Raw genomic sequence first — 24550 nt, 5'->3', positions numbered from 1 at the left:
GGCCTGCACGGTGCCGGACGATCCGAATCCCAGGAGCATCTTGAAATGAAGAAACTGACATTGGCCGCCCTGTTTGCGGCCGCAATAAGCGCCATGCCCGCCTCTGCGGCGGAGCGCGTCAAGATCGGACAGCTTGCCTGTTCCGTGGCCGATGCCGGCAGATATATTCTGGCATCCGACAAGACGTTGGGTTGCACCTACACGTCGATCAACGGAACAACGGAACGCTATGACGGATCGATTGAGAAAATCGGCCTCGATATCGGCAAAGCAGAGACGACGGAACTGGTCTGGCTGGTATTTGCGCCCGCTAAGCCCGTGCCCAAGGGTGCGTTGAACGGAACCTATGTCGGCGTTTCGGCCGAAGCCACTGTTGTGGTCGGTGCAGGTGCCAATGTTCTGCTTGGCGGGTTCGAGAATTCGATCTCACTGCAGCCGGCCAGCCTCCAGGTCCAGACGGGCCTGAACATCGCCGCCGGCGTATCGCGCTTCACGCTCAGAGCCGTGAACTGATGCTTTGACCGTTTCGCCCTGACGGGCGAAACGGTCTTCTTCATCCATCGCAGATAGCCTTAATTCCGTGGCTTGCCGGCCACGATGCGGTCAAGGATCAGGGCGCGGAACAGGATCGCCAGTCCGGCCAGGATGCCCTGGCCTTCCGATGCGAACTGCAGCGCTTCCGGAATATCCTCGCCAAGCCCTTTTGCGCCGATCAGCGAGGCGACGACAACCATTGCGAGGGACATCAGGATCGTCTGATTGATCCCGGCCATGATGGTTCGCGCCGTCAGCGGCAAATCGACTGATTCCATTGGACTATCCAAGTTCTGGTTCCCTGTCTTTGACGGTGCTGGCCCTCCCGGCATGCCAGAGGTTTTTATATTAGACTAAATATAAAGATGCTGGCCGACGGCACCGGAAAAGCAAGAATGTGTGATATGGAAAAGCCGTCATAAGGTTTTTCTGTCTTGAGGGAGGCGTTTCATGGGTGAAGGCGGACACGGTTTGGAACTATCGCCCCACGTCTCCGATGAAATACGCAAAACGACCTGCTACATGTGCGCCTGCCGCTGCGGCATCAACGTTCATATCCGCGAGGGCGAGGACGGACAGCCGAAAATCCGCTACATTGAGGGCAACCGTGATCACCCGATAAACAAGGGCGTCCTGTGCGCCAAGGGATCGGCCGGCATCATGCAGCACTATTCGCCGGCCCGGCTGAACAAGCCGCTCTTGCGTACAGGCGAGCGCGGGTCCGGCGAGTTCAGGGAAATCGAGTGGAGCGAAGCGCTCGGTCTTGCGAGCGAATGGCTCGGCGAGGTTCGCGAGCGCGATCCCAAACGACTGGCCTTCTTTACCGGCCGCGACCAGAGCCAGTCGCTCACCGGCTGGTGGGCGCAGCTGTTCGGAACACCCAATTTTGCCGCCCATGGCGGTTTTTGTTCCGTCAACATGGCGGCCGGCGGCATCTACACGTTCGGCGGCGCATTCTGGGAGTTCGGCGCGCCCGACTGGGAAAAGGCCGAGCTTTTCATGATATTCGGCGTTGCCGAGGATCATGATTCCAACCCGATCAAAATGGGTCTTGGCCGCCTGAAGGAGCGCGGCGTCAAGGTCATCGGCGTGAACCCGGTGCGTACCGGCTACAACGCCGTCGCTGACGAGTGGGTGGGCATAACGCCCGGCACGGACGGCCTGTTTATCCTCGCCATGGTGCACGAACTGCTGAAGGCGGGACGTGTCGATGTCGACTATCTCATTCGCTATACCAATGCGCCCTGGCTGGTCATCGACGATGAGGGAGCGGGCGATCACGGCCTCTTCGCCCGCAATGAGGCCGGCGAGCCGCTGGTGATGGATCGTGTCACCGGCGCGTGCGCATCGTCAAGGCAGACCGGCGTAAAGCCCGCATTGAAGGGACGTGCGACGCTTGCCGACGGTCGGTCGGCCCGACCGGTTTTCGAACTGCTTGCTGAAAAATATCTGAGCGAGGACTACGCGCCGGAAACGGTCGCCTATGCCACCGGCGTACCAGTGGCGCAGATCCGCCGATTGGCGGCGGAAATCGCCGAGGCCGCCTTTGAGAAGGAAGTGATTGTCGAGCAGGCGTGGACCGACATGAAGGGCGAACGCCATGAGCGCATGATCGGCAGGCCGGTCGCCTTCCACGCCATGCGCGGCATCTCGGCCCATTCCAACGGGTTTCAGACCTGCAGGGCCCTGCATCTGCTGCAGATCCTTCTCGGTTCCATCGACTGCCCGGGCGGCTTCCGCTTCAAGCCGCCCTATCCGCGACCGGTCGAAGGCCAGCCCAGGCCGCACGCCGGAAACAGGCCGGGCGAACCGCTGCCCGGCCCGCATCTCGGATTTCTGCGCGGTCCCGAGGATCTGCTGCTTGAAGAAGACGGCGTCACGCCGCAGCGCATCGACAAGGCCTTCAGCTGGGACGCACCGATGTCGTCGCACGGCCTGATGCATATGGTGATCTCGAACGCCCATGCCGGCGATCCCTATTGTATCGACGTGCTGTTCATGTACATGGCCAACATGTCGTGGAATTCCTCGATGAATTCCGATGGCGTGATGAAAATGCTCTCCGACAAGGATGCGGACGGAAATTACCGCATTCCGAAGATCATTTACGCCGATGCCTACAACTCGGAAATGGTCGCCTATGCCGATCTGGTGCTGCCCGATACCACCTATCTGGAGCGGCATGACTGTATCTCGTTGCTCGACCGGCCGATCTCCGAGCCCGAGGCGCTGGCCGATTCCATCCGCTGGCCGGTGGTCGACCCCGCAACGCAGGGCGAGGGGCGCGATGTGCGCGGCTTTCAGTCGGTACTCTTGGATCTCGGTGCGCGTCTGGGCCTGCCGGGGATGGTCAAGGGAGACGGCAGTCCGCTCTATGCCGACTATGCCGATTACATGGTCAATCATCAGCGCCGGCCCGGCGTCGGGCCGCTGGCCGGCTGGCGCGGCAAGAATGGCGGAACGCACGGGCGCGGCGAGCCCAATCCCGACCAGATCAACCGCTATATCGAAAATGGCGGTTTCTTCGAGGCGCATGTTCCCGCCGAGGCGCAATATTTCAAACACGCGAACCGGGCCTGGTCGGACTGGGCCATCGAGATGGGGCTGCAGGACGGGCCGGTGGAAAACATTTTCCAGCTCTATCTGGAGCCGTTGCGCAAATTCCAGCTGGCCGCCGAGGGTCATGGCGAGCGCCAGCCGCCGGACACCCACCGCGAACGGATAAAGGCGACGTTCGATCCGCTGCCGCTCTGGTATCCGCCTTTCGAGGGTGAAGGCGTGTCCGTTTCCGAGTTTCCGCACCATGCCATTACCCAAAGGCCCGCCGCCATGTATCACTCCTGGGGCTCACAGAATGCATGGTTGCGCCAGATTCACGGCACCAACCCGCTCTATGTTCCGGGCGCGATCTGCGATGAGGCCGGCCTTGCGGACGGCGACTGGGCCTGGGTCATCTCCCATCACGGCAAAATCAGGGTGCCGGTACGGCGCATGGAGGCGCTGAACTGCCGGACCATGTGGACCTGGAACGCCATCGGCAAGCGCTCCGGCGCCTGGGCGCTCGATGACAATGCGCCCGAGGCCAAAGAGGGCTTCCTTTTGAACCACCTCATCCACGAATTGCTGCCGCCGAAAGCCGATGGCCTGCGCTGGTCGAACTCCGATCCGATCACCGGCCAGGCGGCCTGGTTCGACCTGCGGGTGCGTATCGAGAAGGCGGACGTCGGAGACAATCCCGTATCCCTGCCGCAATACCCGCCGCAGAAGGATGCGCTGGCCGAGCCGCCGGAAGAACTTGCCTACGGTCAAGAGTGGGAGGAGGCCAGATGACCAGTCTTCCGCAATCAACGCAAAAGGCGCTTGGCCTTGTTATCGACCTCGACACCTGTGTCGGCTGCCATGCCTGTGTCGTCAGTTGCAAGGAGTGGAATACGGGTGGTTACGGCGCTCCGCTGGCGGACGTCGATCCCTATGGAGACGAACCGGTCGGATCGTTCCTCAACCGGATCCACACATTCGAGGTCAGCCCTGGGGACGCGCCGGCATCGATCGTGCATTTCCCCAAATCCTGCCTGCATTGCGCCGACGCGCCTTGCGTGACCGTCTGCCCGACCGGCGCCAGCTACAAGCGGTCCGAGGACGGCATCGTGCTGGTTGACGAATCCATGTGCATCGGCTGCGGCCTGTGCGCATGGGCTTGCCCCTATGGCGCGCGCGAGATGGATCCGGTCGAGAACGTGATGAAAAAATGCACCCTGTGTGTCGACCGCATCTACAACGATAATATCCCCGAGGAAGACCGGGTTCCGGCATGCGTGCGGACCTGCCCGGCGGGCGCGCGCCACTTCGGCGACCTGTCCGACCCGCAATCCGATGTATCGAAGCTTGTCGCCGAGCGCGGCGGGATGGATCTGATGCCCGAGATGGGCACGGCGCCGGTCAACAAATATCTGCCGCCGCGACCCAAAACCGGACCCGACAACGCCGCTGCCGCCGCTCCGGCCGCACAGGAAAGCCCGGGCGGCTTTCTCGGCTGGCTCGATCAGGCGCTTGAAAGGCTCGGCTAGAACACATGCATCCGGCAATCTCCGTCATCTTCTTCACCGTGACTTCCGGCGCCGGATTCGGCCTGGTCGCCATGATCGGCGCGGGCTACCCGCTTCCGGGCGGCCTGGCGGCGGCGTTCTTCATACCGTTGCTTGCGGCGGTGTTTTGCGTGGCCGGCCTCGTCTCGTCCACATTTCACCTCGGCCATCCCGAACGCGCCTGGCGCGCCTTTTCTCAATGGCGTTCATCATGGCTGTCGCGCGAAGGCGTCATGTCGGTGGCGACGCTCATCCTCTTCGGGCTCTATGCGCTGATCTGGATGATCACCGGCGAACGGTTGCTCATCCTCGGTGTGCCGGTCGCCCTCGGTGCGCTCGCCACGGTCTACACGACCGCCATGATCTACGCGCAGTTGAAGACCGTTCCGCGCTGGAACACACGGCTGACGCCGGCCTGTTATCTGTCGTTTTCGCTGGCAAGCGGCTTCCTGCTGGCCGCTGTGCTGAACGGTTTTTCCGCCGGCGGATCGGATGCCGCCGGTGTTGTCTTTGTCGCCATATTGGCTGCCTGGGCCTGTAAATATGCCTGGTGGAAACATGCCGAGAACGCCGGCCTCGCGCAGGTGGGATCGACCGTTGAAACGGCCACCGGCCTCGGCTCCATCGGCAAGGTTCGCCTGCTCGAGCGGCCGCATTCCGGCGAGAACTACCTCACCCGGGAAATGGTTCATGTCGTCGGCCGCAGACATGCGGCACGGCTGCGTCAGATCGCGCTCATTGTCGGCGCGGGCCTGCCGTTGATCATTGCGCTGGCCGTATGGATTTTCGCCGGTTCCACCCTCTGGCTGTTGCCGGCATTCCTGTCGATGATGGCCGGGCTCTTTGTCGAACGATGGCTGTTCTTCGCCGAAGCCGAGCATGCGGTTTCCCTTTACTATGGTGGCGGGAACACTTAGAGCGGGCCTTTAAGCCTCTATTCCTCGGACCGCCGCATAGATGTTACTTGCCCGCCTCGCGCCAGCGCTGTTCGTCCTTTTATGGTCGACGGGCTGGATCGTCGCCCGTTACACCGCCCCGCATGCCGACCCGCTGGCGTTTTTGAGCGTACGCTATATTGCCGCGGCCGCGGCGCTGTTCGCGTTGTGCCTGGCGATGCGCGTGAACTGGCCGTCCTCGCCGGCTACCTGGGGTCACGCAATCCTCTCCGGCGTGCTGCTGCACGGGGTTTATCTCGGCGGGGTCTGGTGGGCGATCGCTCACGGCGTGCCCGCATCTCTTTCCGGTCTCATCGCCGCGTTGCAGCCATTGCTCACGGCCCTGTCGGCGCCGTTTCTCGTCGGTGAACGCCTGACGCGCGGACAATGGCTCGGCATTGTCCTTGGCCTCGCCGGTCTGCTGATCGCGATCGTTCCGCGCATCGCGGTTCTGGAGACGTCTGAGGTCGTCGCGGCCCTCATCCCCCTTGCGGTCAACGTGGTCGGCATGGTCGGGGTGACGGCGGGTACGATCTATCAAAAGCGGTTCCTGCAATCGGCCGACCTGCGCCCGACGGTGACCCTGCAATATGTCGGCGCGCTGATCTTCACCCTGCCTTTGGCCCTGTTGCTGGAGGATATGCGCATCGTCTGGAACGTCGAGACCGCCGTGGCGCTGTTGTGGTCGGTCTTTGGCCTTTCCATCGGCGCCATCGCCCTGCTGCTTTATCTGATCAGGCGCGGCCAGGTCTCGCGCGCGGCCTCGCTGATCTATCTCATTCCGCCGGCCGTCGCGATCGAGGCCTTCTTTCTGTTCGGGGAAAGGCTGTCGGGACCGATGATTGCCGGCACAATCATCGTGGTCGTCGGCGTTTATCTGACCAATCGGCCGCGGCAGGCGGTGCCATGATCCGCACAGCCCGATGGCGTCTGCGGCGACATTTCGTTGCGGTTGTATATCAAGACCGAATTTTCGGCTTTCCAGCCGCAATTGTTTCGTTATGATTGCCTTTAACTTTCCGTGACTTGGCGGAAAGGAACCGTTTAAGCGGAACGAGGGCCGGAATAACCGGCCCGAAGCTATGGGAGTAATCTGAATATGTTGCCAAAACTCAAGATGGTGCTTGCCGCAAGTGTCGCCCTGGCCGGATTGTCGGGCGCAGCGATGGCCGCAGACGTCAAGTTCGGCTTCCTGGGCGGCGTGACCGGCCCGATCGAATCCTTGGTCCCGCCGATCATCGACGGCGCCAATCTGGCCGTAAAGCACGTCAACGAACAGGGCGGCCTGCTCGATGGAAAGACCATTGAACTCGTCGTCGGCGACACGACATGCGCCGATGCGACAAAAGCCGCCGACGCGGCCGACCGCATGGTCAATGTCGACAACGTCTCGGCGATCGTCGGCGCGCTGTGTTCCGGCGCCACGATTTCGTCGGCCAACAATGCCGGTATTCCCGGTGGCGTTGCGATGATTTCGCCGGCCTCCACATCTCCGGCGCTTACCACCCTGGACGATAAGGGCCTGGTCTTCCGCACGGCCACGTCCGATGCCTATCAGGGCGGTGTTCTGGCCCGCGTTGTGCAGGCTGCCGGCAAGGACAATGTCGCGGTCACCTATGTGAACAACGACTACGGCAAAGGCCTTGCCGAAGAGTTCGCGGCTGCATTCGAGGCGGCAGGCGGCACGGTTGCCGCGTCCGAGGCCCATGAAGACGGAAAAGCCGACTACCGCGCCGAAATCGGATCGCTCTCTGTAACCGGCGCGGAGGCGCTGGTAATCCTGGCCTATGCCGACGGATCCGGTCAGACGGTTCTGCGGCAGGCGCTCGAAGGCGGCGATTTTGACGTGTTCTACGGTGGTGACGGGATGGTGTCGCAAACACTTGCCGATAATGTTCCGGCCGCCGAGGGCAAGATCATCATGACCCGCCAGGCAAATCCCGCAACACCGGCATCACAGGCGTTCGCAGTCGGAGCGACCGCCACCGGACTGGATCCGAATGCGACCTACGCGGGCAACAGCTATGATGCCGCCTTCATTCTGGCCCTGGCTGCTGAAAAGGCCGGCAGCACGGACCGCGCGGCCATATCCAAAGCTGTGCGTGACGTGGCTTCAGAACCCGGTGAGACCATTCTTCCGGGTGAATGGGAAAAAGCCAAGGAACTCATCGCCGCCGGTAAGGACATCAATTATTACGGCGCCGCGGGCAGCCAGGATTTCGACGATAATGGCGACGTTCCGGGCGTTTTTGAGACCCTGGCAATCGAAGACGGCAAGATCATGAGCACGGGTGCCGCCGAGTAAGGCACCGGTTCACACATCCCGGTTCACACATCGATGAGAGGGCCCGGAGCGATCCGGGCCTTTTTATTGTCGATGATCAGTGCCGCGCCTGGCGCTCCGGCAGAACGCCCTGCGGCGCGAAGCGCAGGACCAGCGTGATCGTCAGGCCAATGACGAACACCCGCATCTGCAGGGCGCGGCTGGCGAGGTCCGACGGCGGCTCCCAGCCTGTCCAGGCCTCACCGTATGTGCCGATCATGTTGAACAGCCAGAAGGCAAGCGGCTCGGACATGACCCAGACGATATAGACGAACACCGCGCCGAAGATCGCGCCGCGATTGTTGCCCGAGCCGCCGAGGATGACCATCACCCAGACAAGAAAGGTGTGATTGAGATCGAGGAAACCCGACGGGTCGTAGATCGATGCGAAATGGATCAGCACCGCGCCGCCGAAGCCCATCAGCACACAGCCAAGCACGAAGATTTCGAGCCTGCGGCGGTTGACGTCCTTGCCCATCGAGGCGGCCGCGTTCTCATTGTCGCGGATCGCCCGCATCATTCGGCCCCAGGGCGCATTGTAGGCCCGCTGCAACAGCAGATAGATGATGACGATGGCGATGGCGACAACCGTCAGATAGGAGGCGCGCGCGAAGATGAATTCGCCGTCGGCCGGTGTCTGGACCGGCCAGGGCAGGGGCGACACGGTCAGCGTGCCGCGGGTCAGCCAGTCGGCGTTTTTCAGGAAGGTCTTGATGATCTGGGCGATGCCGAGCGTGGCGATGGCCAGATAGTCGGCGCGCAGTCCGAGACAAATCTTGCCGACAAACCATGCGATGGCGCCGGCGATGATGCCGGCGACGATCCAGCCGACGACCACCGGCAGGCCGAGCCCGCCCATCCAGCCGCTGGCGTCCTCGATCTCATCGGACATCGCCGCCATGTGATCGGACAGGACCAGATAGGCAACGGCGATGACGACGGCGGTCAGCAGTGCCCGCAGCTTCGGCCCGAGCCCCCATCTGGCCGAACGGTTGACCGCCCACAGCGCGGCACCGCACAGCACCAGCTTGACGATGAACAGGCCGACCATCGAAGGCCCGGCGGAGGCCCAGAAGTCCTCGTTGCGCGGGAACGACATGATCATCGAGGTTGCCGCGCCGGCGGCAATGAAACCCATGATGCCGACATTGAAAAGCCCGGCATAGCCCCACTGGATCGTCAGGCCGAGGGCGATGATGGCGTAGCATCCCGCCTCGACCATCACGCGCAGCGAATAGACCGCCCCCTGGCTCAGGAAAACGATAAGGACCAGCACGCCGAGCGCGGCAAAGAGCAGCACGTCACGCATTGGCGAATAGCGGGCTTCGCTGCTCATGCAAGAACCCTCCCGCGGAAGATGCCGGTGGGCCGGTAGATCAGCACGATGATCAGGATCAGGAACGGCACCATCAGCTTGTACTCCGTCGGCACCAGAGCCATGCTTCTTGGAACCTCGAACCACAGATTGTCCTCGATGGGCCGCAGAAGGATCGACCAGTTGAAGACGGCGAGGGTCTCGCAAAAGCCGACCAGAAACCCGCCGGCGATCGCGCCGTAGGGCTGGCCGATGCCGCCGACGATGGTCGCCGCGAAGATCGGCAGCAGGATGTTGAAGGAAAGATCCGGTTTCAAGGTCACATCCATCGAAAGCATCGTGCCGGCCGCGCAGGCAAGCGCGCCGCCGATGATCCATGTGGACCAGACCACGTGGTTCGTGTTGATGCCGGTGATGCGGGCAAGCTCCGGATTGTCCGAGACGGCGCGCATGGCCTTGCCGAGGCGCGAGCGTGTCAGGAACCAGTGCAGCGCAATCACCGCGACGACGACGAAACCGATCAGGAGCACCTGCGGTTCGGTGATGATCACCGGCCGCGATGCGCCGGGAAAGGGCAGGCGGAAGATTTCCTTCGGCGCTTCGACGAACATGTCGCGCCCGCGCACGCCGGCAAAAAGCCGGATAACGCCCTGCAGCATCAAGGTGACGCCGACCGATGCCATGACCAGCACGACCGGCCTCGCGCCCGCCTGCCTGAGCGGTTTGTAGAATGTCCTGTCGAGGCCGATGGCCAGGAATGCCGTGATCACCATCGCCGGGAACATGGCGACGAAGGCGAGCGGCAACGGAAACGCGATGCCAAGCGAGGCAAGGGCCGCGGTCAGGATGAGTGTAACGAAGGCGCCCAGCGTCATTGTGTCTCCGTGGGCGAAATGCGCAAATCGCAGGATGCCGAAAATCAGCGTCACGCCGATCGCGCCGAGCGCATAGATCGAGCCGATAATCAGGCCGGAGATGAGGCCCTTGTTGATGAAAAAGACGAGTTCGTTCAATTGCTCTCTCCCGCTATCCGCCCAAAAAGCTTGCGGCGACTTCGGGGTTGTTCAAAAGGTTCTGACCGGTATCGGTGAAGGAGTTCTGGCCGCCGGCGAGAACGAAGCCCTTATGCGCGATGGCGAGGGCCTGTTTTGCGTTCTGCTCGACCATCGCGACCGTCACACCGGTCCGGTTGATGGCGATCACCCGGTCGAAGATCTGCGACATGAACATCGGCGAGAGGCCGGCCGTCGGCTCGTCGAGCAGGATCAGTTTCGGCTCGATCATCAGCGCGCGGCCGAACGCCACCATCTGCCGCTGGCCGCCCGAAAGCTCTCCGGCCGCCTGGTTGCGCTTGTCCTTGAGCGGCGGAAAGATCTCGTAGACATGATCCATGACAGCCGAAAAATCGTCCCGGCGCACATAGGCGCCCATTTCCAGGTTTTCATGCACGCTCAAGGTCGGAAACACATTGTGTTCCTGCGGCACGAACGCGATCCGGTAGTCGGCAAGCCTTTCCGAACGGATGCCGGTGATGTCCGCGCCGTCGAACCGGATCGAACCGCCGGTGATGTTGAGCATGCCGAAGATCGCTTTCAGCGTGGTCGATTTCCCGGCGCCGTTGGGGCCGACAATGACGCCGATTTCACCCTTGTCGAGCGTCATGTCGACGCCCTTCAGGATGCTCATCTGGCCGTAGCCGGCGTGAAGGCCCGCAATCTCCAGAAGGCTCATTCCGTGGCCTCCTGATGCGGTTCGATCGTCGCCTCACCGGTCGGTGAGCCGCCGAAATAGGCCTCGATGACGGCTTCGTTCTTCTGGATGTCCTCGATATGACCCTGGGTCATCACCGAGCCGGCCGCCATGACGATGACCGGATCGCAAAGCCGGGCGATCATGTCCATGTCGTGCTCGATGACGAAGAAGGTGTAGCCGAGTTCGTGGTTGAGCCGTTCGATGTTCGAGACCAGATCGTTGAGCAGGGTGCGGTTGACGCCCGCCGCGATCTCGTCGAGCAGCACGACCTTGGCATCCACCATCATGGTGCGGCCAAGTTCCAGCAGCTTCTTCTGACCACCCGACAGGTTGCCCGCCAGTTCGTTCTTCACATGGGTGATCTTCAGGAAATCAAGGACTTCCTCGGCCTTTCGCTTGACGTCGGCTTCCTCGCGCGCGATCCGCGCCGGCTGAAGCCAGACGGAGGCCAGGTTCTCGCCGCTCTGGCCGGCCGGAACCATCATCAGGTTTTCCGTCACGGTCATATGCGAGAATTCGTGCGCTATCTGAAAGGTGCGCAGCAGTCCGCGGTTGAAGAGCGCGTGCGCGGGCAGGCCGGTCACGTCCTCGCCGTCGAGCAGGATCTGCCCCGAGGTCGGAACATAGGTTCCCGCCACCATGTTGAAGAGGGTCGTTTTGCCGGCTCCGTTCGGACCGATCAGTCCGGTTATGGAGCCCTTTTTGATGGACAGCGTACAGTCGTCGACGGCATAAAAACCGCCGAAGCGCTTGTTCACGCTTCGCACATCGATGATTGCGCTCATGCTTCCCTGTTTTTGTTCTTTTGGATTGTTTGCGGTCCGCGAGCGTCTTCCAGTCAGGATTGCCGCGGTTGCCCGCAAACAACCGGGCTTTTGAAGCTTCCCTTACCATTCGTCCGGTGGCTTGGGAAGGAAAACCGGCTGTTGCGGCCGATTCAGGCGTGGATATGGCCTGAGGCCCGCAAAGGCTGACTTTCATTGAGATCGGGCCTGTCCACCGGGGTTTGCCGCCCGTGCAAATTAGGTATTGATCTGAAAACAAATTTGTCCATTCTAGCGGCGGGAACAAGAAAAGCGTCGTCAAGGCGCAGATCGGGGAAGTATGCTGCCGGCAGGTGTTTGGCAAGCGGACAGGAACAGGGTCGACTGGTTCATCGTAACGATCCGGCGGCGCCGCCGTTCCGCCCCGAACAAAGGGCCCATCCTGACATCGCAATCGACAACGACACCGTCCGCCGCCCGTATGGGGCCGGGCGGCCGCACCGTCGCTGATCGCGGATACGGTCCTTAGAGCAGAGTATGTGCGCCGACGTCGATACCGGCGGCGCAAACGGGAGTATTGGGGAAGCTCGTGGAATATTTTGTACAGCAATTGATCAATGGCGTGACGCTCGGTTCCATCTACGGCCTCATCGCCATCGGCTACACCATGGTGTACGGCATCATCGGCATGATCAACTTCGCCCATGGCGATATCTTCATGGTCGGCGCATTCATATCGCTGATCGTGATCACCGCGCTCGGTCTTGCGGCCACCACGAGCGTCGGCGTGATCATCCTGGCGCTGATCCTGGTTCTTGTCTGCGCCATGATCATATCCTCGGTCTTCGGGTGGACCCTTGAGCGTATGGCCTACCGGCCCCTGCGCGGCTCTTTCCGCCTTGCGCCGCTGATCACCGCCATCGGTGTCTCGATCGTGCTGCAGAATTACATTCAGATTTCGCAGGGCGCCCGGGTCAAGCCGTTGCAGCCGATCATTTCCGGCGGTCATACGATCATGCGCCGCGTCGATGGAAACGGCGAATTCGTCGTACAGATTTCCAATATGCAGATCCTCATCGTCACCGTCACGATCGTGCTCATGGCCGTCTTCTCGCTGATGATCGCGCGCACATCGCTCGGCCGTGCGCAGCGGGCCTGCGAGCAGGACCGCAAGATGGCCGCGCTGCTCGGCATCAATGTCGACCGGACGATCTCGACGACCTTCGTCCTCGGCGCGGCGCTGGCGGCGGTCGCTGGCCTCATGTATCTGCTCTATTACGGTGTGATCGATTTCTACATCGGCTTCGTCGCAGGGGTTAAGGCCTTTACCGCGGCGGTTCTCGGAGGTATCGGCTCACTGCCCGGGGCGATGCTCGGCGGCCTCCTCATCGGGCTTATCGAAACACTCTGGTCGGCCTATTTTTCGGTCGAATACAAGGATGTGGCGGCTTTCTCGATGCTGGCCATTGTCTTGATCTTCCTGCCGCAGGGCCTCCTCGGCAAGCCCGAGGTTGAGAAGGTCTGATGGCGGACGTCGCACAAGCCGCTACCGGTGGCGGGAGCCGCCTCGATATCGCCGAAATCGGCAAGGATCTGGCGATCACAGCCTTGCTCGGCGCGGCGATCTTCGGATCCACCATCGCGTTCAAGACGGAAACCGCGACCGGTGGCCTTTCTCTTGTCCTGCGCTTTGAGGAGGCGTTCTACATCATCGCCGCCGTGGTCATCGGAAGACTGATCCTGCTGCTAACCGTATGGAGACGGCCGGCCGGGTCGGACCGGACCTTGATACCGCAGGCGCTGCAGACCGGTTACGCCTCCGTATTGTCGAGGATCGGCAAGGTGGCGGTGCCGCTGTTCCTTCTCTTCGCGGTGGTCTTTCCGTTCCTGCCGTTCACGGACCGTTACCTGCTTGATCTCGGCATCCTCATCCTGACTTACGTCATGCTGGGCTGGGGGCTGAACATCGTCGTCGGGCTCGCCGGTCTTCTCGATCTCGGCTATGTGGCCTTCTACGCCGTCGGCGCCTATTCCTACGCGCTGCTTGCGCAGTATTTCGGCCTGTCCTTCTGGATATGCCTTCCGCTCGCCGGCATCCTGGCCGCCTTCTGGGGCATCATTCTCGGCTTTCCCGTCCTCAGGCTGCGCGGCGACTATCTGGCCATCGTCACGCTGGCATTCGGCGAGATCATCCGCGTCGTCCTGTTGAACTGGTACCAGTTCACCGGCGGTCCGGACGGGATCTCAGGCATCCCGCGTCCGAGCTTTTTTGGTATCCCGTTCAAGCGCGGTGAGGGCGGGTTCGCGGATGTCTTCGGTTTCGACTATTCCTCGATGCACCGCATCGTCTTCCTTTATTTCCTGATCCTCGTTCTGGCACTGATAACGAACTTCGTCACCATCCGCCTGCGCAGGCTGCCCATCGGGCGCGCCTGGGAGGCACTGCGCGAGGACGAGATCGCCTGCCGCTCGCTGGGGCTCAACACCACGTCGGTCAAGCTGACGGCATTTGCCACCGGTGCCATGTTCGCCGGCTTCGCCGGTTCGTTCTTCGCCACCCGCCAGGGGTTCATTTCGCCGGAGAGCTTCACCTTCATCGAATCGGCTCTCATCCTCGCCATCGTGGTGCTCGGCGGCATGGGCTCGCAGATCGGCGTCGTCATCGCGTCCGTCGCCATGATCGGCGGCTTTGAGATTTTCCGCGAGGCCGAACAGTACCGCATGCTGATCTTCGGCCTCGCCATGGTGATGATCATGATCTGGCGGCCGCGCGGGCTGATCGCGACCCGCGAACCCTCGATCTTCCTCAAGCAGAAGAAGGCCGTGTCCGCGGACATGGTCGCGCAAGGGGAGGGCCACTGAGATGACGGTGACCGAAAAAACCGCGCTGCTGACGGTCGAGCATCTGAGCATGCGCTTTGGCGGCCTTCTGGCCGTCAACGATTTGTCGATGACGGCGGCGTGCGGCGAGATCACGGCGCTGATCGGACCGAACGGCGCCGGCAAGACAACGGTCTTCAACTGCCTGACCGGCTTCTACAAGCCGACCGAGGGCCGCATCACCATGCACCGCAAGGGCGGCGAGAAGTTCCTGCTTGAGCGCATGGACGATTTCCGCATCACCCGGGAAGCCCGCGTCGCGCGTACTTTTCAGAACATCAGACTGTTCGGCGGTATGACGGTTCTGGAAAACCTCATGGTGGCGCAGCACAATCCGCTGATGCGCGCCTCGAAGCAGACGATCGGCGGCATATTCGGCATTGCAAGCTTCAAGCGCGCCGAAAGGGAAGCGGTGGAGCTTGCCGAATACTGGCTCGATCATATCAACCTCATCCACCGCGCCGACGATGCCGCCGCCGATTTGCCCTACGGCGAACAGCGAAAGCTGGAGATCGCGCGCGCCATGTGCACCGATCCGCAGCTTCTGTGCCTCGACGAGCCGGCGGCCGGCCTCAACCCGGCCGAATCCGATGAACTCAACAAACTGCTTATGTTCGTAAGGGAGGAAAGGGACACCGGCATCCTGCTGATCGAGCACGACATGAACGTGGTGATGGAAATCTCCGATCATGTCGTTGTCCTCGACTACGGAGAGAAGATCTCGGACGGCACGCCGGACGAGGTGCGCAACGACCCCAAGGTGATCGCGGCCTATCTCGGTGTCGAGGACGAGGAGGTCGATGCGGTCGAACACGAGATCGAGGAAACAGCGGCGGAGGCACGCACATGAGTAAGCCTCCTCTGCTCCAGATTCGCGATGTCGAGACCTTCTATGGAAAGATCCAGGCGCTGCGCGGCATAACGCTCGATGTCCATGAAGGCGAGATCGTCACGCTGATCGGCGCCAACGGCGCCGGCAAGTCGACGCTGATGATGACCGTCTGCGGTGAGCCGCACGCCGCGCGCGGCCGGATTGTCTATGACGGCAGGGACATCACCCGCCTTCCGACCCATGAAATCATGCGCCTGCAGATTTCCCAGTCGCCCGAGGGCCGGCGCATTTTTCCGCGCATGACGGTCATGGAGAACCTGATGATGGGCGCGGCGGTCGCGGACGCGGAGCATTTTGATGAGGATGTGAAACGGGCCTTTGAGCTGTTCCCGCGCCTCAAGGACCGCAAGGACCAGCGCGGCGGCACGCTGTCGGGCGGCGAACAGCAGATGCTGGCCATTGCGCGTGCACTGATGGCCCGGCCGAAGCTGCTGCTTCTGGACGAACCGTCGCTCGGGCTCGCACCGCTTGTCGTCAAGCAGATCTTCGAGGTCATCAAGGAGCTCAACCGGAACCAGGGCCTGACGGTCTTCCTCGTCGAGCAGAACGCCTACCACGCGCTCAAGCTCGCCCATCAGGGGCATGTGATCGTCAACGGCAAGATAACGATGAGCGGGACCGGCGCGGAACTTCTCGCCCGCGAGGAAGTGCGCGCGGCCTATCTGGAAGGGGGCGCGCACTGATGGGCATTTTGTGGGACACCAGCTTCATGACCTTCCTGTTCCTCGATGTCATCATCGGCGGAGGCGCCGGCTTCATGGCCGGCCGTGCGCTCGCCATGCATTGGCGCCCGATCATCCAGCCCATCTTGTATATGCTGCTTCTGGCGGCGGTGGTGCGGTTTTTCCACTTCGCGCTCTTCGACAGCGCGCTGCTGACGCTGCACTATTATGCGGTGGACGCGGCAGTCCTCATTGCCGCCGCGCTTCTGGGTTACCGCGTCACGCGCGTGCGCCAGATGGTGACGCAGTACAGCTGGCTTTACGAACGCGCCGGCCCGCTCAATTGGCGTGAAAAGAAGACAAAGTTGATGGAGTAATGCGTCTAGATAATTGGAATTGAAATTTTATTCAGTTTGGGGTTGAGTCCCCCCAAGGATGGAACTCCATCCGAAAAGGACGATCACGGGAGAAATGAAATGAAGAAATATCTACTTGCAACAACCGCACTTGCATTCAGTGTCGGCATGGCCACGGGAACGGCCTGGGCTGACATCGAAATCGCGACCGCAGGCCCGATGACCGGTCAGTACGCCAGTTTCGGTGCGCAGATGAAAGCGGGTGCCGAGCAGGCTGTAGAGGACATCAACGCCGCCGGAGGCGTGAATGGCGAACAGTTGGTCCTCAGCGTCGGCGACGATGCCTGTGACCCGAAACAGGCCGTTGCGGTTGCCAACCAGATGGTGTCGAAGGGCGTCGTTTTCATGGCCGGGCATTTCTGCTCCGGTTCGTCGATCCCGGCCTCCAAGGTCTATGAGGAAGAAGGCATCATCCAGATATCGCCGGCCTCGACCAACCCGAAACTGACCGACGAAGGCGGCCCGAACGTTTATCGCGTGTGCGGCCGTGACGACCAGCAGGGCCTTGTTGCCGGCGGTCTTCTTGCCGAAGAATTCAAGGGCAAGAACATCGCCATCCTTCACGACAAGACCGCCTACGGCAAGGGTCTGGCGGACGCGACCAAGGCCGTTCTTGAGGATCTTGGCGGCTCCGCAAAGATGTACGAGGCCTACACGGCCGGTGAAAAGGACTACACGGCTCTCGTTTCCAAGATGAAGCAGGAAGCCATCGATGTCGCCTATGTCGGCGGCTATCACACCGAAGCCGGTCTCATCGTGCGCCAGATGCGCGATCAGGGCATGAGCACCCAGCTTGTGTCGGGCGACGCCCTGGTGACGGACGAATACTGGTCCATCACCGGTGACGCCGGGCAGGGCACGCTGATGACCTTCTCGCCCGACCCGCGCAAGAGCGATGTGGCCGCCGACGTGGTCAAGAAGTTCCGCGACAAGGGCATCGAGCCGGAAGGCTATGTGCTTTACACCTATGCCGCTATCCAGGCCTGGGCGCAGGCCGCCGAGGCTGCCGGAACGGCGGAGCCGGACAAGGTGATCCCGGCGCTCAATGACGGCTCGTTCAACACCGTTCTGGGTGAGCTCAGCTTCGACGAAAAGGGTGACGTCTCGCTGCCGGGCTATGTCTGGTACGAGTGGAGCAACGGCAACTACGACTACCGCTGATCGCGGCTGATCATTGTCAAGAGACCCGCGGGCAGGGCTGTCCGCGGTTTTTTTGATGCCTATAGGCAGCCGTTTCTAAATGACACGCCGGCCGATTGTCATGTCCCGTTTGCCGGCATATCCCGGGCGCTTCTCAACCTCGAAACCGGCTGCCTCCAGATTTCGGCGCACCCAGCCCGCGGCCGTATAGGTGGCGAATGTCCCGCCCGGCTTCGTATGGTCGAAGACGGCGGGCATGAGTTCCCGCGACCACATGTCCGGGTTCCGTGCCGGCGCGAACCCGTCGAGATACCAGGCATCGGCCGCTCCCTGCCATTTCGAAAGGCAGAAATGGGCCCCGCCAATATGCACCTCAAGCGTGACGGCGGCGGCAAAATCGATACGAACGATGTCGTCCGGCTTCGGCGGCCAGGACCGGACAAGGTCCGTGCGCTGTGCGTCGATGTCCGGCCAGGCCCCGAGCGCCCGGTCGATCTCGGATGCCGAAAGCGGATATTGCTCGAAGCTGACGAAGGTCAGGCGGCCGCTGCGCCGGTCGTCCCGCGACCATTGACGCCAGGTCTCGGCGAAATTGAGGCCGGTCCCGAAGCCGAGTTCGGCGACCGTGAAAGCGCTCTTGCCCTGCCAGCGCGCCGGCAGCCCGTTGCCGCCGACAAAGACATGTCCGCACTCTCCCCGGCCGTCGGCGCGCGAATAAAAATGATCGCCAAATTCGGGCGAATAGGGCATATCACCGTCGTGCCATTCGATTGTCGCGGCGGTGCCGCTCTCGTTTTTTTCGTCCATGGACCGCTTCCATGACCAACAGGAATTCACAGCCCTATACAACCAACCGGGACCGTTTGTCTTGCGACCTTCTTGTCGCCGGTGCCGGCGTGGTCGGCCTGTGGACCGCGCGCCTCGCCGCCGCCCGCGGGTTGAAGGTGATCGTGCTCGAGGCGCGTGCGGTCGGAGCCGGCGCCAGCGGCGGGCTGCTGGGTGCCTTGATGCCGCATATGCCCGAGCAGTGGAACCCCAAGAAACAGTTCCAGTTCGAGGCGCTCGCAAGCCTTGAGCGCGAGGTCGAAAAGCTCGAGGCGGAGACCGGTCTTGCCTGTGGCTATCGCCGCTGCGGCCGGATCATTCCGCTGATAAAGCCGCATCACCGGGAACTGGCCATCGAGCGGGCGGGCAAGGCGCAGGAGGTCTGGGACAGCAAAACATCCGGCTACACCTGGACGGTTTGCGACAACCCGCCCGAGCCGGGCTGGCCCGACGCGGCAAGCGGACCGAGCGGCTTTGTCCACGAGACGCTTTCGGCGCGTGTCAGCCCCCGCAACTATGTTATGGCGCTCACCGCGAGCCTCGACGGCAAGGTGAGGATGATCGAGGGCGACGGCCTGCGGGACCTCGATGACCGCTCCGGCAGCGTCAGGACGGCATCCGGCGCTCATATCGACGCCGGCCACATCGTCCTCGCCGCCGGTTATGAGACCTTCGGCCTTCTGGGCAGGCTGACGGACCGGCCGCCGGCAAGATACGGCAAGCCGGTCAAGGGTCAGACCGCCTTGATCGATGCCGGCATCGATGCCGATCTGCCGCTGGTCTTTGCCGACGGTATTTACGCCGTGCCCCATGCGGTGGGCACGGTGGCGGTCGGCAGCACCAGCGAGAGCGAATTTGAAGACGGCCACGCCACCGATGCAAAGCTGGACGAGGTCATCCATGCTGCGGCCCGCCTGTGTCCGGCGCTTGAAGGCGCCGCTGTCCTCGAGCGCTGGGCGGGGCTCCGCCCCAAGGCGGTGCGCCGCGATCCGATGATAGGGCCTGCTCCGGACCATGAGCGGGTAACGGTGGCAACCGGCGGCTTCAAGATCACATTCGGTATCGCCCATAAAATGGCGGCCTGCGCCCTCGATATCGCTCTTGACGGGCGCTGCCCGTCATTGCCCCACAGCTTCGGGTTAGACACGCATCTGCGCTGATCACAACGCGGCCGCAACGGCTGTATGATCGATGTCCAGTTCGATCCGATCGGCTGCGAAATAGGTATGGGAATATTCCAGGCGCTGCCCCTCGACCTCCGCATTGACGGCCTCGGTGCGCAAGGCGATGGCGCCCGGAGACAGTTTCAGGTCTTCGAGTGTTGCCGGGTCGGCATGGTGGGCCGAAATGCGCGTCGAGATACGCACATAATCCGCGATCCCGTATGAGTTCAGGACGGCGGTAATGGATTTGCTGCTTTCGTAACGGTCCGCGAAATCAGGGAACCTGGCGGCATCGACCCAACTCACACCACGCGAAATCGGCACGCCGTCGGCTGACGAAACCCGCTCGAGCCGCAGCACCTGTGCCCCCGGCTCAAGGGCAAGGCCGCGCGCGACATTGCCCGCCGCGCCCTCGCTCGTATGCGATTTGAGATAGCCGTCGAGCGACCTGATCTGGCCGGCAAGGCCGGCGGAAAAGCGCGTACGGCGGCCGATCGGATATTGCAGCTTCGTGTGCCGGGCAATGAAGGTGCCGCGACCCTGTTCGACCCGCAGCACGCCTTCGCGGGCAAGCGAGGCAATGGCGCTGCGCACCGTGTGACGGTTGACCTCGAAACGCTTTGCCAGAGCAAGCTCACCCGGCAGCGCGCCGCCCTCCTCGAACTCGCCATTGCTGATTGCGATGCGGATCTGATCGGCGATCTGCCGCCAAAGCGAAATCCCGCTGCGTCTTTGCACAAATTCCATCGATTTTCCGATTCCCTGTCACACGGCAGTCATTTTTGCGCTATAGGGATAAGTGTAAGATGTCTAATTGTCTAGATAAATAGACAAATATGGAGAAAAGAGTGACTCAACCAACAAGCCTGTCGCCGGACTCGGGATCGGCAAAGGCGCTTCAGTCGGCGCGCAAGGAAGCCATGGCCGTTCTTGCCCGCGCGACGCGGGAAGAATTGATGGATGCCTGGGGCCGGTGGCCGCAAAGGCTGGACTTCGACGCCGTGCGCGGGCCCGAAACCGGCCTTGTCATGCTGCGCGGGCGCATCGGCGGCGGCGGCGCTCCTTTCAATTTCGGCGAGGCGACCGTCACCCGTGCGACCGTCCGGCTCGCGGGTGGCCGCATCGGCCACGCCTACGCGCTCGGAACCGACAAGGAAAAGGTCAGGCACGCAGCACTGTTCGATGCGCTTTGGCAGGACGAGGCGCTGCGGCGGCAGGTAGAAAACGATGTCATCCATCCTGTCCGCAAGCGCCTCCATGCCGAGGACAAATGCAGGCAGGAGGAAACCGCCGCGACCCGGGTCGACTTCTTTACCATGGTCCGGGGAGAGGACTGATGGCGATGACGCAAGCAAGCGATTCGTCCGTGATTCAGGGCGGTCTGGCTGATCCGGTCTTTGACGCCCAGACGGTTTTCAGACGGGTGATGGAGGCGATGGCCCGCCCCGGAAAAATTGCCGACGTGGCCGGCCTGACGGAGCCGCCCGCGCCGCTTTCGCCCGTCGTTGGCGCAATTGCGGCGACGCTGTTCGATCACGACACGCGCATCTGGCTTGATCAGGCGCTCACGCGCAGCGAAGCGGTTGCGGGATGGATTGCATTCAATACATCGGCGCCCATGACCCGGGAGGCGCTTGATGCGGACTTGGCTATCGTCTCCGACGCTGCGGCATTTCCGTCGCTGGAAAGTTTCTCGCAGGGCACACAGGAATATCCCGACCGCTCGACCACGGTCATCCTGCAGATCGACTCCCTGTCCGGAGGCCCCGAATTGTTCCTGACCGGGCCGGGCATTCGCGACCGCAACGGCATTTCGCCGGCGGGCCTGCCGGACCGGTTTATGGACCAGTGGACCGCCAACCGGCTGCGGTTTCCGCGCGGCGTCGACGTGCTGCTTGCGGCGCCCGAGGGCGTGATCGCCCTGCCGCGGACGGTCAAGATCGAAAAGGGAAGGTGAGCGCACCATGTATGTAGCCGTCAAAGGCGGTGAAGCCGCCATCGAAAACGCACACCGGCTGCTGGCCGACCGCAGGCGCGGCGACCGTTCCGTCCCATCGATGCATATTCATCAGATCGTCGGGCAACTGGGGCTTGCCGTCGACAGGATCATGTCCGAGGGATCGCTCTACGACTGCGAACTGGCGGCTCTGGCCTTCAAGCAGGCGCGCGGAGACATGATCGAAGCCATCTTCCTGCTGCGCGCCTATCGCACCACATTGCCGCGTTTCGGTTACAGCCAGCCCGTCGATACCGGCACAATGCTGATCGAACGGCGCATATCGGCGACCTACAAGGACCTGCCGGGCGGCCAGCTGCTTGGTCCGACATTTGATTATACCCACCGGCTGCTCGACCCCGAACTCATGCACGAAAGCGATGTTGACGTGCCCGAGACGCGCGACCGCAAGACGGAGCACACGCCGCGCGTGTCGGAAATTCTCGCCGGTGAGGGGCTGATCGAAGAGGACGGCGAACTGCCGCACGACCACAGCACCGGCGATCTGACCCGGGAGCCGATGGAGTTTCCCATGACGCGTGATGTCCGCCTGCAGGCGCTGTCGCGCGGCGACGAAGGCTTTCTGCTTGCCCTCGGATACTCGACACAGCGCGGCTATGCCCGCAGCCATCCCTTCGCCGGAGAGATTCGCATCGGCGAAGTGGAGGTCGAGATCGACGTGCCGGAGCTCGGCTTTGCCGTCAGCCTCGGCCGGTTGCGGGTCACCGAATGCCAGATGGTCAACCAGTTCAAGGGATCGGCCAAGCAGCCGCCGCAGTTTACCCGCGGCTATGGTCTGGTTTTCGGCCAGAGCGAGCGCAAGGCCATGGCCATGGCGCTGGTCGACCGTGCCTTGCGTGCCGAGGAGCTTGGCGAGGATCTGACGGCACCGGCGCAGGATGAGGAATTTGTCATCTCCCATTCCGACAATGTGCAGGCGACCGGTTTTGTCGAGCATTTGAAGCTGCCGCACTATGTCGATTTCCAGGCGGAGCTTGACCTCGTGCGCCGCATGCGCAGCGAATATGAGGCCGGCCGAGACAAGCCGGACAACAAACTGGAGGCTGCCGAATGAACACCCACGCGCAGTTGGCCACCTATAATTTCGCCTATCTCGACGAGCAGACGAAACGCATGATCCGGCGCGCCATCCTGAAGGCGATCGCCATTCCCGGATATCAGGTTCCCTTCGCCAGCCGCGAAATGCCGATGCCTTACGGCTGGGGCACGGGCGGCGTGCAGGTCACGGCTTCGATCCTCGGCCCGGACGATACCCTGAAGGTCATCGACCAGGGCGCCGACGACACCACCAACGCCGTGTCGATCCGCGCTTTTTTCCAGAAGGTTGCGGATGTCGCCGTGACGACAAGCACGGCCAGGGCGACGATCATCCAGACAAGGCACCGGATTCCGGAGGAAACGCTCAGTGAAGGGCAGGTCCTCGTCTATCAGGTCCCGATCCCCGAGCCGCTTCGCTTCCTCGAGCCGCGCGAGACGGAAACCCGCAAGATGCACGCGCTCGAGGAATACGGGCTCATGCATGTGAAACTCTATGAAGACATTGCGAAGAACGGCCATATCGCCACCACCTACGCCTATCCGGTCAAGGTGGAAGGGCGTTATGTGATGGACCCGTCGCCGACGCCCAAATTCGACAATCCGAAAATGCATCGCTCCGAGGCGCTGCAGCTCTTCGGCGCGGGCCGGGAAAAACGCATCTATGCCATCCCGCCCTACACCGACGTGGTCAGCCTTGATTTCGAGGACCACCCCTTCGAAATCCAGCATTTCGAAGAGCCCTGCGCCCTGTGCGGGGCTGCCGGCGTCTATCTGGACGAGGTCATCCTCGACGATCGGGGCGGGCGGATGTTCGTCTGCTCCGACACGGATTATTGCGAGAAACGGCGCGAGGAAGGTCACAGAGGCCTTATGGCTGAGGATGGTCTGGAGACGGCAGATGAGTGAATTGCCCCTGTTGCGGGTCAGTGCGCTGACCAAATTCTACGGCAGCCGCGTCGGCTGTCAGGATGTATCCTTTGAACTCTGGCCGGGCGAGATCCTGGCGGTTGTCGGTGAATCGGGATCCGGCAAGACGACACTCCTCAATGCCATCTCCACGCGTTTGCCGCCGACCTCGGGCACGGTCGAATACCGGATGCGCGACGGCCAGTTGCGCGATCTTTACCGCATGGGCGAGGCCGAGCGCCGGTTCCTGATGCGCACCGATTGGGGTTTTGTCCATCAGAACCCGGCGGACGGCCTGCGCATGACCGTTTCGGCGGGCGCGAATGTCGGCGAGCGCCTGATGGCCATCGGCGAGCGCCACTATGGCAACATCCGCGAAACGGCAACTCAGTGGCTTGGCCGGGTCGAGATCGAGACCGATCGCATCGACGACCAGCCGCGCGACTTTTCCGGCGGCATGCGCCAGCGCCTGCAGATCGCGCGCAATCTCGTCACCGGACCGCGCCTCGTTTTCATGGACGAGCCGACGGGCGGTCTGGATGTGTCCGTCCAGGCGCGGCTGCTCGATCTGGTCCGCGGCCTCGTCAACGATCTGGGGCTCGCCGCCATCGTCGTCACCCACGATCTTGCCGTGGCGCGCCTGCTGTCGCACCGGATGATGGTGATGAAGGGCGGGGCCGTTGTCGAGCACGGGCTGACCGACCGGGTTCTCGACGATCCGCGCGAGCCCTACACGCAATTGCTCGTTTCATCGATCCTGCAGGTTTAGGAGCGCCTTATGCCGACGCCTCTCGTTGTTTCGGAAGTCTCCAAGAGCTTCACCATGCATCTTCGCGACGGCATTTGCCTGCCGGTTGTCGCGGACGTCAATTTTTCAGTCGCGGCCGGCGAATGCGTCGTGCT

24 protein-coding genes and 2 pseudogenes are annotated in these 24550 nt (G+C 62.3%); 19 read left to right on the top strand and 7 right to left on the bottom strand.

From position 1 onward, the window contains the following. Window positions 1–45 precede the first annotated feature (45 nt). On the top strand, window positions 46–513 hold the full coding sequence (locus tag AC5E6N_RS05770; RefSeq protein WP_491746922.1) for a DUF992 domain-containing protein: 468 nt from the start codon (window positions 46–48) through the stop codon (window positions 511–513). Window positions 514–572: 59 nt separating this feature from the next. Here the strand turns inward: AC5E6N_RS05770 and AC5E6N_RS05765 are convergent, their stop codons facing one another. Continuing rightward, a complete protein-coding gene (locus AC5E6N_RS05765; RefSeq protein WP_491746921.1) occupies window positions 573–812 on the bottom strand; it encodes a hypothetical protein in 240 nt (79 codons plus the stop codon). 172 nt (window positions 813–984) lie between these two features. Here AC5E6N_RS05765 and AC5E6N_RS05760 point away from each other — a divergent pair, with 172 nt between their 5' ends. The 5 genes from AC5E6N_RS05760 to AC5E6N_RS05740 all read left to right on the top strand — a co-directional run bounded on the left by AC5E6N_RS05760 (window position 985) and on the right by AC5E6N_RS05740 (window position 7859). Further along, entirely contained in the window at window positions 985–3864 is a 2880-nt protein-coding gene (locus tag AC5E6N_RS05760) for a molybdopterin oxidoreductase family protein (protein WP_491746920.1), read from the top strand. Then, window positions 3861–4601 (top strand): 4Fe-4S dicluster domain-containing protein, encoded by a 741-nt coding sequence (locus tag AC5E6N_RS05755; protein ID WP_491746919.1) that lies wholly within the window; start codon window positions 3861–3863, stop codon window positions 4599–4601. Before AC5E6N_RS05760 ends, AC5E6N_RS05755 begins: the two co-directional genes overlap by 4 nt. 5 nt (window positions 4602–4606) lie before the next feature. Then, window positions 4607–5536: a dimethyl sulfoxide reductase anchor subunit family protein gene (locus AC5E6N_RS05750; protein WP_491746918.1), complete on the top strand. Its 930-nt coding sequence runs from the start codon at window positions 4607–4609 to the stop codon at window positions 5534–5536. A 40-nt stretch (window positions 5537–5576) separates the two neighbouring features. Then, on the top strand, window positions 5577–6464 hold the full coding sequence (locus AC5E6N_RS05745; protein ID WP_491746917.1) for a DMT family transporter: 888 nt from the start codon (window positions 5577–5579) through the stop codon (window positions 6462–6464). A 189-nt stretch (window positions 6465–6653) separates the two neighbouring features. Beyond that, on the top strand, window positions 6654–7859 hold the full coding sequence (locus AC5E6N_RS05740) for an ABC transporter substrate-binding protein (RefSeq protein ID WP_491746916.1): 1206 nt from the start codon (window positions 6654–6656) through the stop codon (window positions 7857–7859). Between the two features lie 76 nt (window positions 7860–7935). Here the strand turns inward: AC5E6N_RS05740 and AC5E6N_RS05735 are convergent, their stop codons facing one another. Genes AC5E6N_RS05735 through AC5E6N_RS05720 form a run of 4 tightly spaced genes read right to left on the bottom strand, consistent with a single transcriptional unit; the run spans window position 7936 to window position 11729 of the window. Beyond that, window positions 7936–9213 carry a branched-chain amino acid ABC transporter permease gene (locus tag AC5E6N_RS05735; RefSeq protein WP_491746915.1) on the bottom strand — a complete coding sequence of 426 codons (1278 nt, stop codon included), beginning with the start codon at window positions 9211–9213 and terminating at the stop codon, window positions 7936–7938. Beyond that, window positions 9210–10205 (bottom strand): branched-chain amino acid ABC transporter permease, encoded by a 996-nt coding sequence (locus tag AC5E6N_RS05730; protein WP_491746914.1) that lies wholly within the window; start codon window positions 10203–10205, stop codon window positions 9210–9212. The genes AC5E6N_RS05735 and AC5E6N_RS05730 overlap by 4 nt, the downstream gene beginning before the upstream one ends. A gap of 13 nt (window positions 10206–10218) precedes the next feature. Next, on the bottom strand, window positions 10219–10923 hold the full coding sequence (locus AC5E6N_RS05725; RefSeq protein ID WP_491746913.1) for an ABC transporter ATP-binding protein: 705 nt from the start codon (window positions 10921–10923) through the stop codon (window positions 10219–10221). Beyond that, on the bottom strand, window positions 10920–11729 hold the full coding sequence (locus tag AC5E6N_RS05720) for an ABC transporter ATP-binding protein (protein WP_491746912.1): 810 nt from the start codon (window positions 11727–11729) through the stop codon (window positions 10920–10922). Before AC5E6N_RS05720 ends, AC5E6N_RS05725 begins: the two co-directional genes overlap by 4 nt. Window positions 11730–12297: 568 nt before the next feature. Here AC5E6N_RS05720 and AC5E6N_RS05715 point away from each other — a divergent pair. The 6 genes and pseudogenes from AC5E6N_RS05715 to AC5E6N_RS05690 all read left to right on the top strand — a co-directional run bounded on the left by AC5E6N_RS05715 (window position 12298) and on the right by AC5E6N_RS05690 (window position 17719). Further along, the gene (locus tag AC5E6N_RS05715; RefSeq protein WP_491746911.1) at window positions 12298–13233 is read left to right on the top strand and encodes an ABC transporter permease subunit; all 936 of its coding nucleotides are present in this window, start codon (window positions 12298–12300) and stop codon (window positions 13231–13233) included. Beyond that, window positions 13233–14570, top strand: a complete 1338-nt coding sequence (livM, locus tag AC5E6N_RS05710) for a high-affinity branched-chain amino acid ABC transporter permease LivM (protein ID WP_491746910.1) — start codon at window positions 13233–13235, stop codon at window positions 14568–14570. The genes AC5E6N_RS05715 and livM overlap by 1 nt, the downstream gene beginning before the upstream one ends. A 1-nt stretch (window position 14571) precedes the next feature. After that, window positions 14572–15399, top strand: a pseudogene (locus AC5E6N_RS05705) (ABC transporter ATP-binding protein); the annotation flags it as partial. A 35-nt stretch (window positions 15400–15434) separates the two neighbouring features. Beyond that, the gene (locus tag AC5E6N_RS05700; RefSeq protein WP_491746909.1) at window positions 15435–16163 is read left to right on the top strand and encodes an ABC transporter ATP-binding protein; all 729 of its coding nucleotides are present in this window, start codon (window positions 15435–15437) and stop codon (window positions 16161–16163) included. Beyond that, window positions 16163–16519, top strand: a complete 357-nt coding sequence (locus AC5E6N_RS05695; protein WP_491746908.1) for a DUF6867 family protein — start codon at window positions 16163–16165, stop codon at window positions 16517–16519. Before AC5E6N_RS05700 ends, AC5E6N_RS05695 begins: the two co-directional genes overlap by 1 nt. Before the next feature lie 99 nt (window positions 16520–16618). Beyond that, entirely contained in the window at window positions 16619–17719 is a 1101-nt protein-coding gene (locus AC5E6N_RS05690; RefSeq protein ID WP_491687875.1) for a branched-chain amino acid ABC transporter substrate-binding protein, read from the top strand. Between the two features lie 75 nt (window positions 17720–17794). Here the strand turns inward: AC5E6N_RS05690 and mnmC2 are convergent, their stop codons facing one another. After that, a complete protein-coding gene (gene mnmC2, locus AC5E6N_RS05685) occupies window positions 17795–18505 on the bottom strand; it encodes a tRNA (5-methylaminomethyl-2-thiouridine)(34)-methyltransferase MnmC2 (RefSeq protein ID WP_491746907.1) in 711 nt (236 codons plus the stop codon). A gap of 11 nt (window positions 18506–18516) precedes the next feature. On the opposite strand from mnmC2, the gene AC5E6N_RS05680 reads away from it, so the two are divergent. Beyond that, entirely contained in the window at window positions 18517–19683 is a 1167-nt protein-coding gene (locus AC5E6N_RS05680) for an NAD(P)/FAD-dependent oxidoreductase (RefSeq protein ID WP_491746906.1), read from the top strand. On the opposite strand, the gene phnF is transcribed toward AC5E6N_RS05680, so the two are convergent. Further along, window positions 19684–20433 (bottom strand): phosphonate metabolism transcriptional regulator PhnF, encoded by a 750-nt coding sequence (phnF, locus tag AC5E6N_RS05675; protein WP_491746905.1) that lies wholly within the window; start codon window positions 20431–20433, stop codon window positions 19684–19686. A 101-nt stretch (window positions 20434–20534) separates the two neighbouring features. Between phnF and phnG the strand changes: the two genes are divergently transcribed. The 6 genes and pseudogenes from phnG to AC5E6N_RS05645 form a co-directional block, all read left to right on the top strand. Next, on the top strand, window positions 20535–21023 hold the full coding sequence (gene phnG, locus AC5E6N_RS05670) for a phosphonate C-P lyase system protein PhnG (protein ID WP_491746904.1): 489 nt from the start codon (window positions 20535–20537) through the stop codon (window positions 21021–21023). Further along, on the top strand, window positions 21023–21643 hold the full coding sequence (gene phnH / locus AC5E6N_RS05665) for a phosphonate C-P lyase system protein PhnH (RefSeq protein ID WP_491746903.1): 621 nt from the start codon (window positions 21023–21025) through the stop codon (window positions 21641–21643). Before phnG ends, phnH begins: the two co-directional genes overlap by 1 nt. Before the next feature lie 7 nt (window positions 21644–21650). Then, window positions 21651–22757, top strand: a complete 1107-nt coding sequence (locus AC5E6N_RS05660; protein ID WP_491746902.1) for a carbon-phosphorus lyase complex subunit — start codon at window positions 21651–21653, stop codon at window positions 22755–22757. Further along, window positions 22754–23647: an alpha-D-ribose 1-methylphosphonate 5-phosphate C-P-lyase PhnJ gene (locus tag AC5E6N_RS05655; RefSeq protein ID WP_491746901.1), complete on the top strand. Its 894-nt coding sequence runs from the start codon at window positions 22754–22756 to the stop codon at window positions 23645–23647. The genes AC5E6N_RS05660 and AC5E6N_RS05655 overlap by 4 nt, the downstream gene beginning before the upstream one ends. Then, window positions 23640–24416: a phosphonate C-P lyase system protein PhnK gene (phnK, locus tag AC5E6N_RS05650; protein ID WP_491746900.1), complete on the top strand. Its 777-nt coding sequence runs from the start codon at window positions 23640–23642 to the stop codon at window positions 24414–24416. Before AC5E6N_RS05655 ends, phnK begins: the two co-directional genes overlap by 8 nt. Window positions 24417–24425: 9 nt before the next feature. Further along, window positions 24426–24550 (top strand): annotated as a pseudogene (locus AC5E6N_RS05645) (phosphonate C-P lyase system protein PhnL); the annotation flags it as partial.

The organism is Hoeflea sp. (assembly GCF_984452065.1).
Note: the sequence above shows the minus strand (reverse complement) of the source record. Positions and strands in the feature narration are given on the sequence as shown.

Coding starts and splice junctions, on each gene's coding strand:
- mnmC2 (WP_491746907.1), bottom strand. CDS start 18,505: ATGGACGAAAAAAACGAGAGCGGCACCGCCGCGACAATCGAATGGCAC.
- livM (WP_491746910.1), top strand. CDS start 13,233: ATGGCGGACGTCGCACAAGCCGCTACCGGTGGCGGGAGCCGCCTCGAT.
- AC5E6N_RS05655 (WP_491746901.1), top strand. CDS start 22,754: ATGAACACCCACGCGCAGTTGGCCACCTATAATTTCGCCTATCTCGAC.
- AC5E6N_RS05690 (WP_491687875.1), top strand. CDS start 16,619: ATGAAGAAATATCTACTTGCAACAACCGCACTTGCATTCAGTGTCGGC.
- AC5E6N_RS05760 (WP_491746920.1), top strand. CDS start 985: ATGGGTGAAGGCGGACACGGTTTGGAACTATCGCCCCACGTCTCCGAT.
- phnK (WP_491746900.1), top strand. CDS start 23,640: ATGAGTGAATTGCCCCTGTTGCGGGTCAGTGCGCTGACCAAATTCTAC.
- AC5E6N_RS05770 (WP_491746922.1), top strand. CDS start 46: ATGAAGAAACTGACATTGGCCGCCCTGTTTGCGGCCGCAATAAGCGCC.
- AC5E6N_RS05725 (WP_491746913.1), bottom strand. CDS start 10,923: ATGAGCCTTCTGGAGATTGCGGGCCTTCACGCCGGCTACGGCCAGATG.
- AC5E6N_RS05745 (WP_491746917.1), top strand. CDS start 5,577: ATGTTACTTGCCCGCCTCGCGCCAGCGCTGTTCGTCCTTTTATGGTCG.
- AC5E6N_RS05750 (WP_491746918.1), top strand. CDS start 4,607: ATGCATCCGGCAATCTCCGTCATCTTCTTCACCGTGACTTCCGGCGCC.
- AC5E6N_RS05755 (WP_491746919.1), top strand. CDS start 3,861: ATGACCAGTCTTCCGCAATCAACGCAAAAGGCGCTTGGCCTTGTTATC.
- AC5E6N_RS05660 (WP_491746902.1), top strand. CDS start 21,651: ATGTATGTAGCCGTCAAAGGCGGTGAAGCCGCCATCGAAAACGCACAC.
- AC5E6N_RS05680 (WP_491746906.1), top strand. CDS start 18,517: ATGACCAACAGGAATTCACAGCCCTATACAACCAACCGGGACCGTTTG.
- AC5E6N_RS05735 (WP_491746915.1), bottom strand. CDS start 9,213: ATGAGCAGCGAAGCCCGCTATTCGCCAATGCGTGACGTGCTGCTCTTT.
- AC5E6N_RS05695 (WP_491746908.1), top strand. CDS start 16,163: ATGGGCATTTTGTGGGACACCAGCTTCATGACCTTCCTGTTCCTCGAT.
- AC5E6N_RS05700 (WP_491746909.1), top strand. CDS start 15,435: ATGAGTAAGCCTCCTCTGCTCCAGATTCGCGATGTCGAGACCTTCTAT.
- AC5E6N_RS05720 (WP_491746912.1), bottom strand. CDS start 11,729: ATGAGCGCAATCATCGATGTGCGAAGCGTGAACAAGCGCTTCGGCGGT.
- AC5E6N_RS05765 (WP_491746921.1), bottom strand. CDS start 812: ATGGAATCAGTCGATTTGCCGCTGACGGCGCGAACCATCATGGCCGGG.
- AC5E6N_RS05740 (WP_491746916.1), top strand. CDS start 6,654: ATGTTGCCAAAACTCAAGATGGTGCTTGCCGCAAGTGTCGCCCTGGCC.
- phnH (WP_491746903.1), top strand. CDS start 21,023: ATGGCGATGACGCAAGCAAGCGATTCGTCCGTGATTCAGGGCGGTCTG.
- phnF (WP_491746905.1), bottom strand. CDS start 20,433: ATGGAATTTGTGCAAAGACGCAGCGGGATTTCGCTTTGGCGGCAGATC.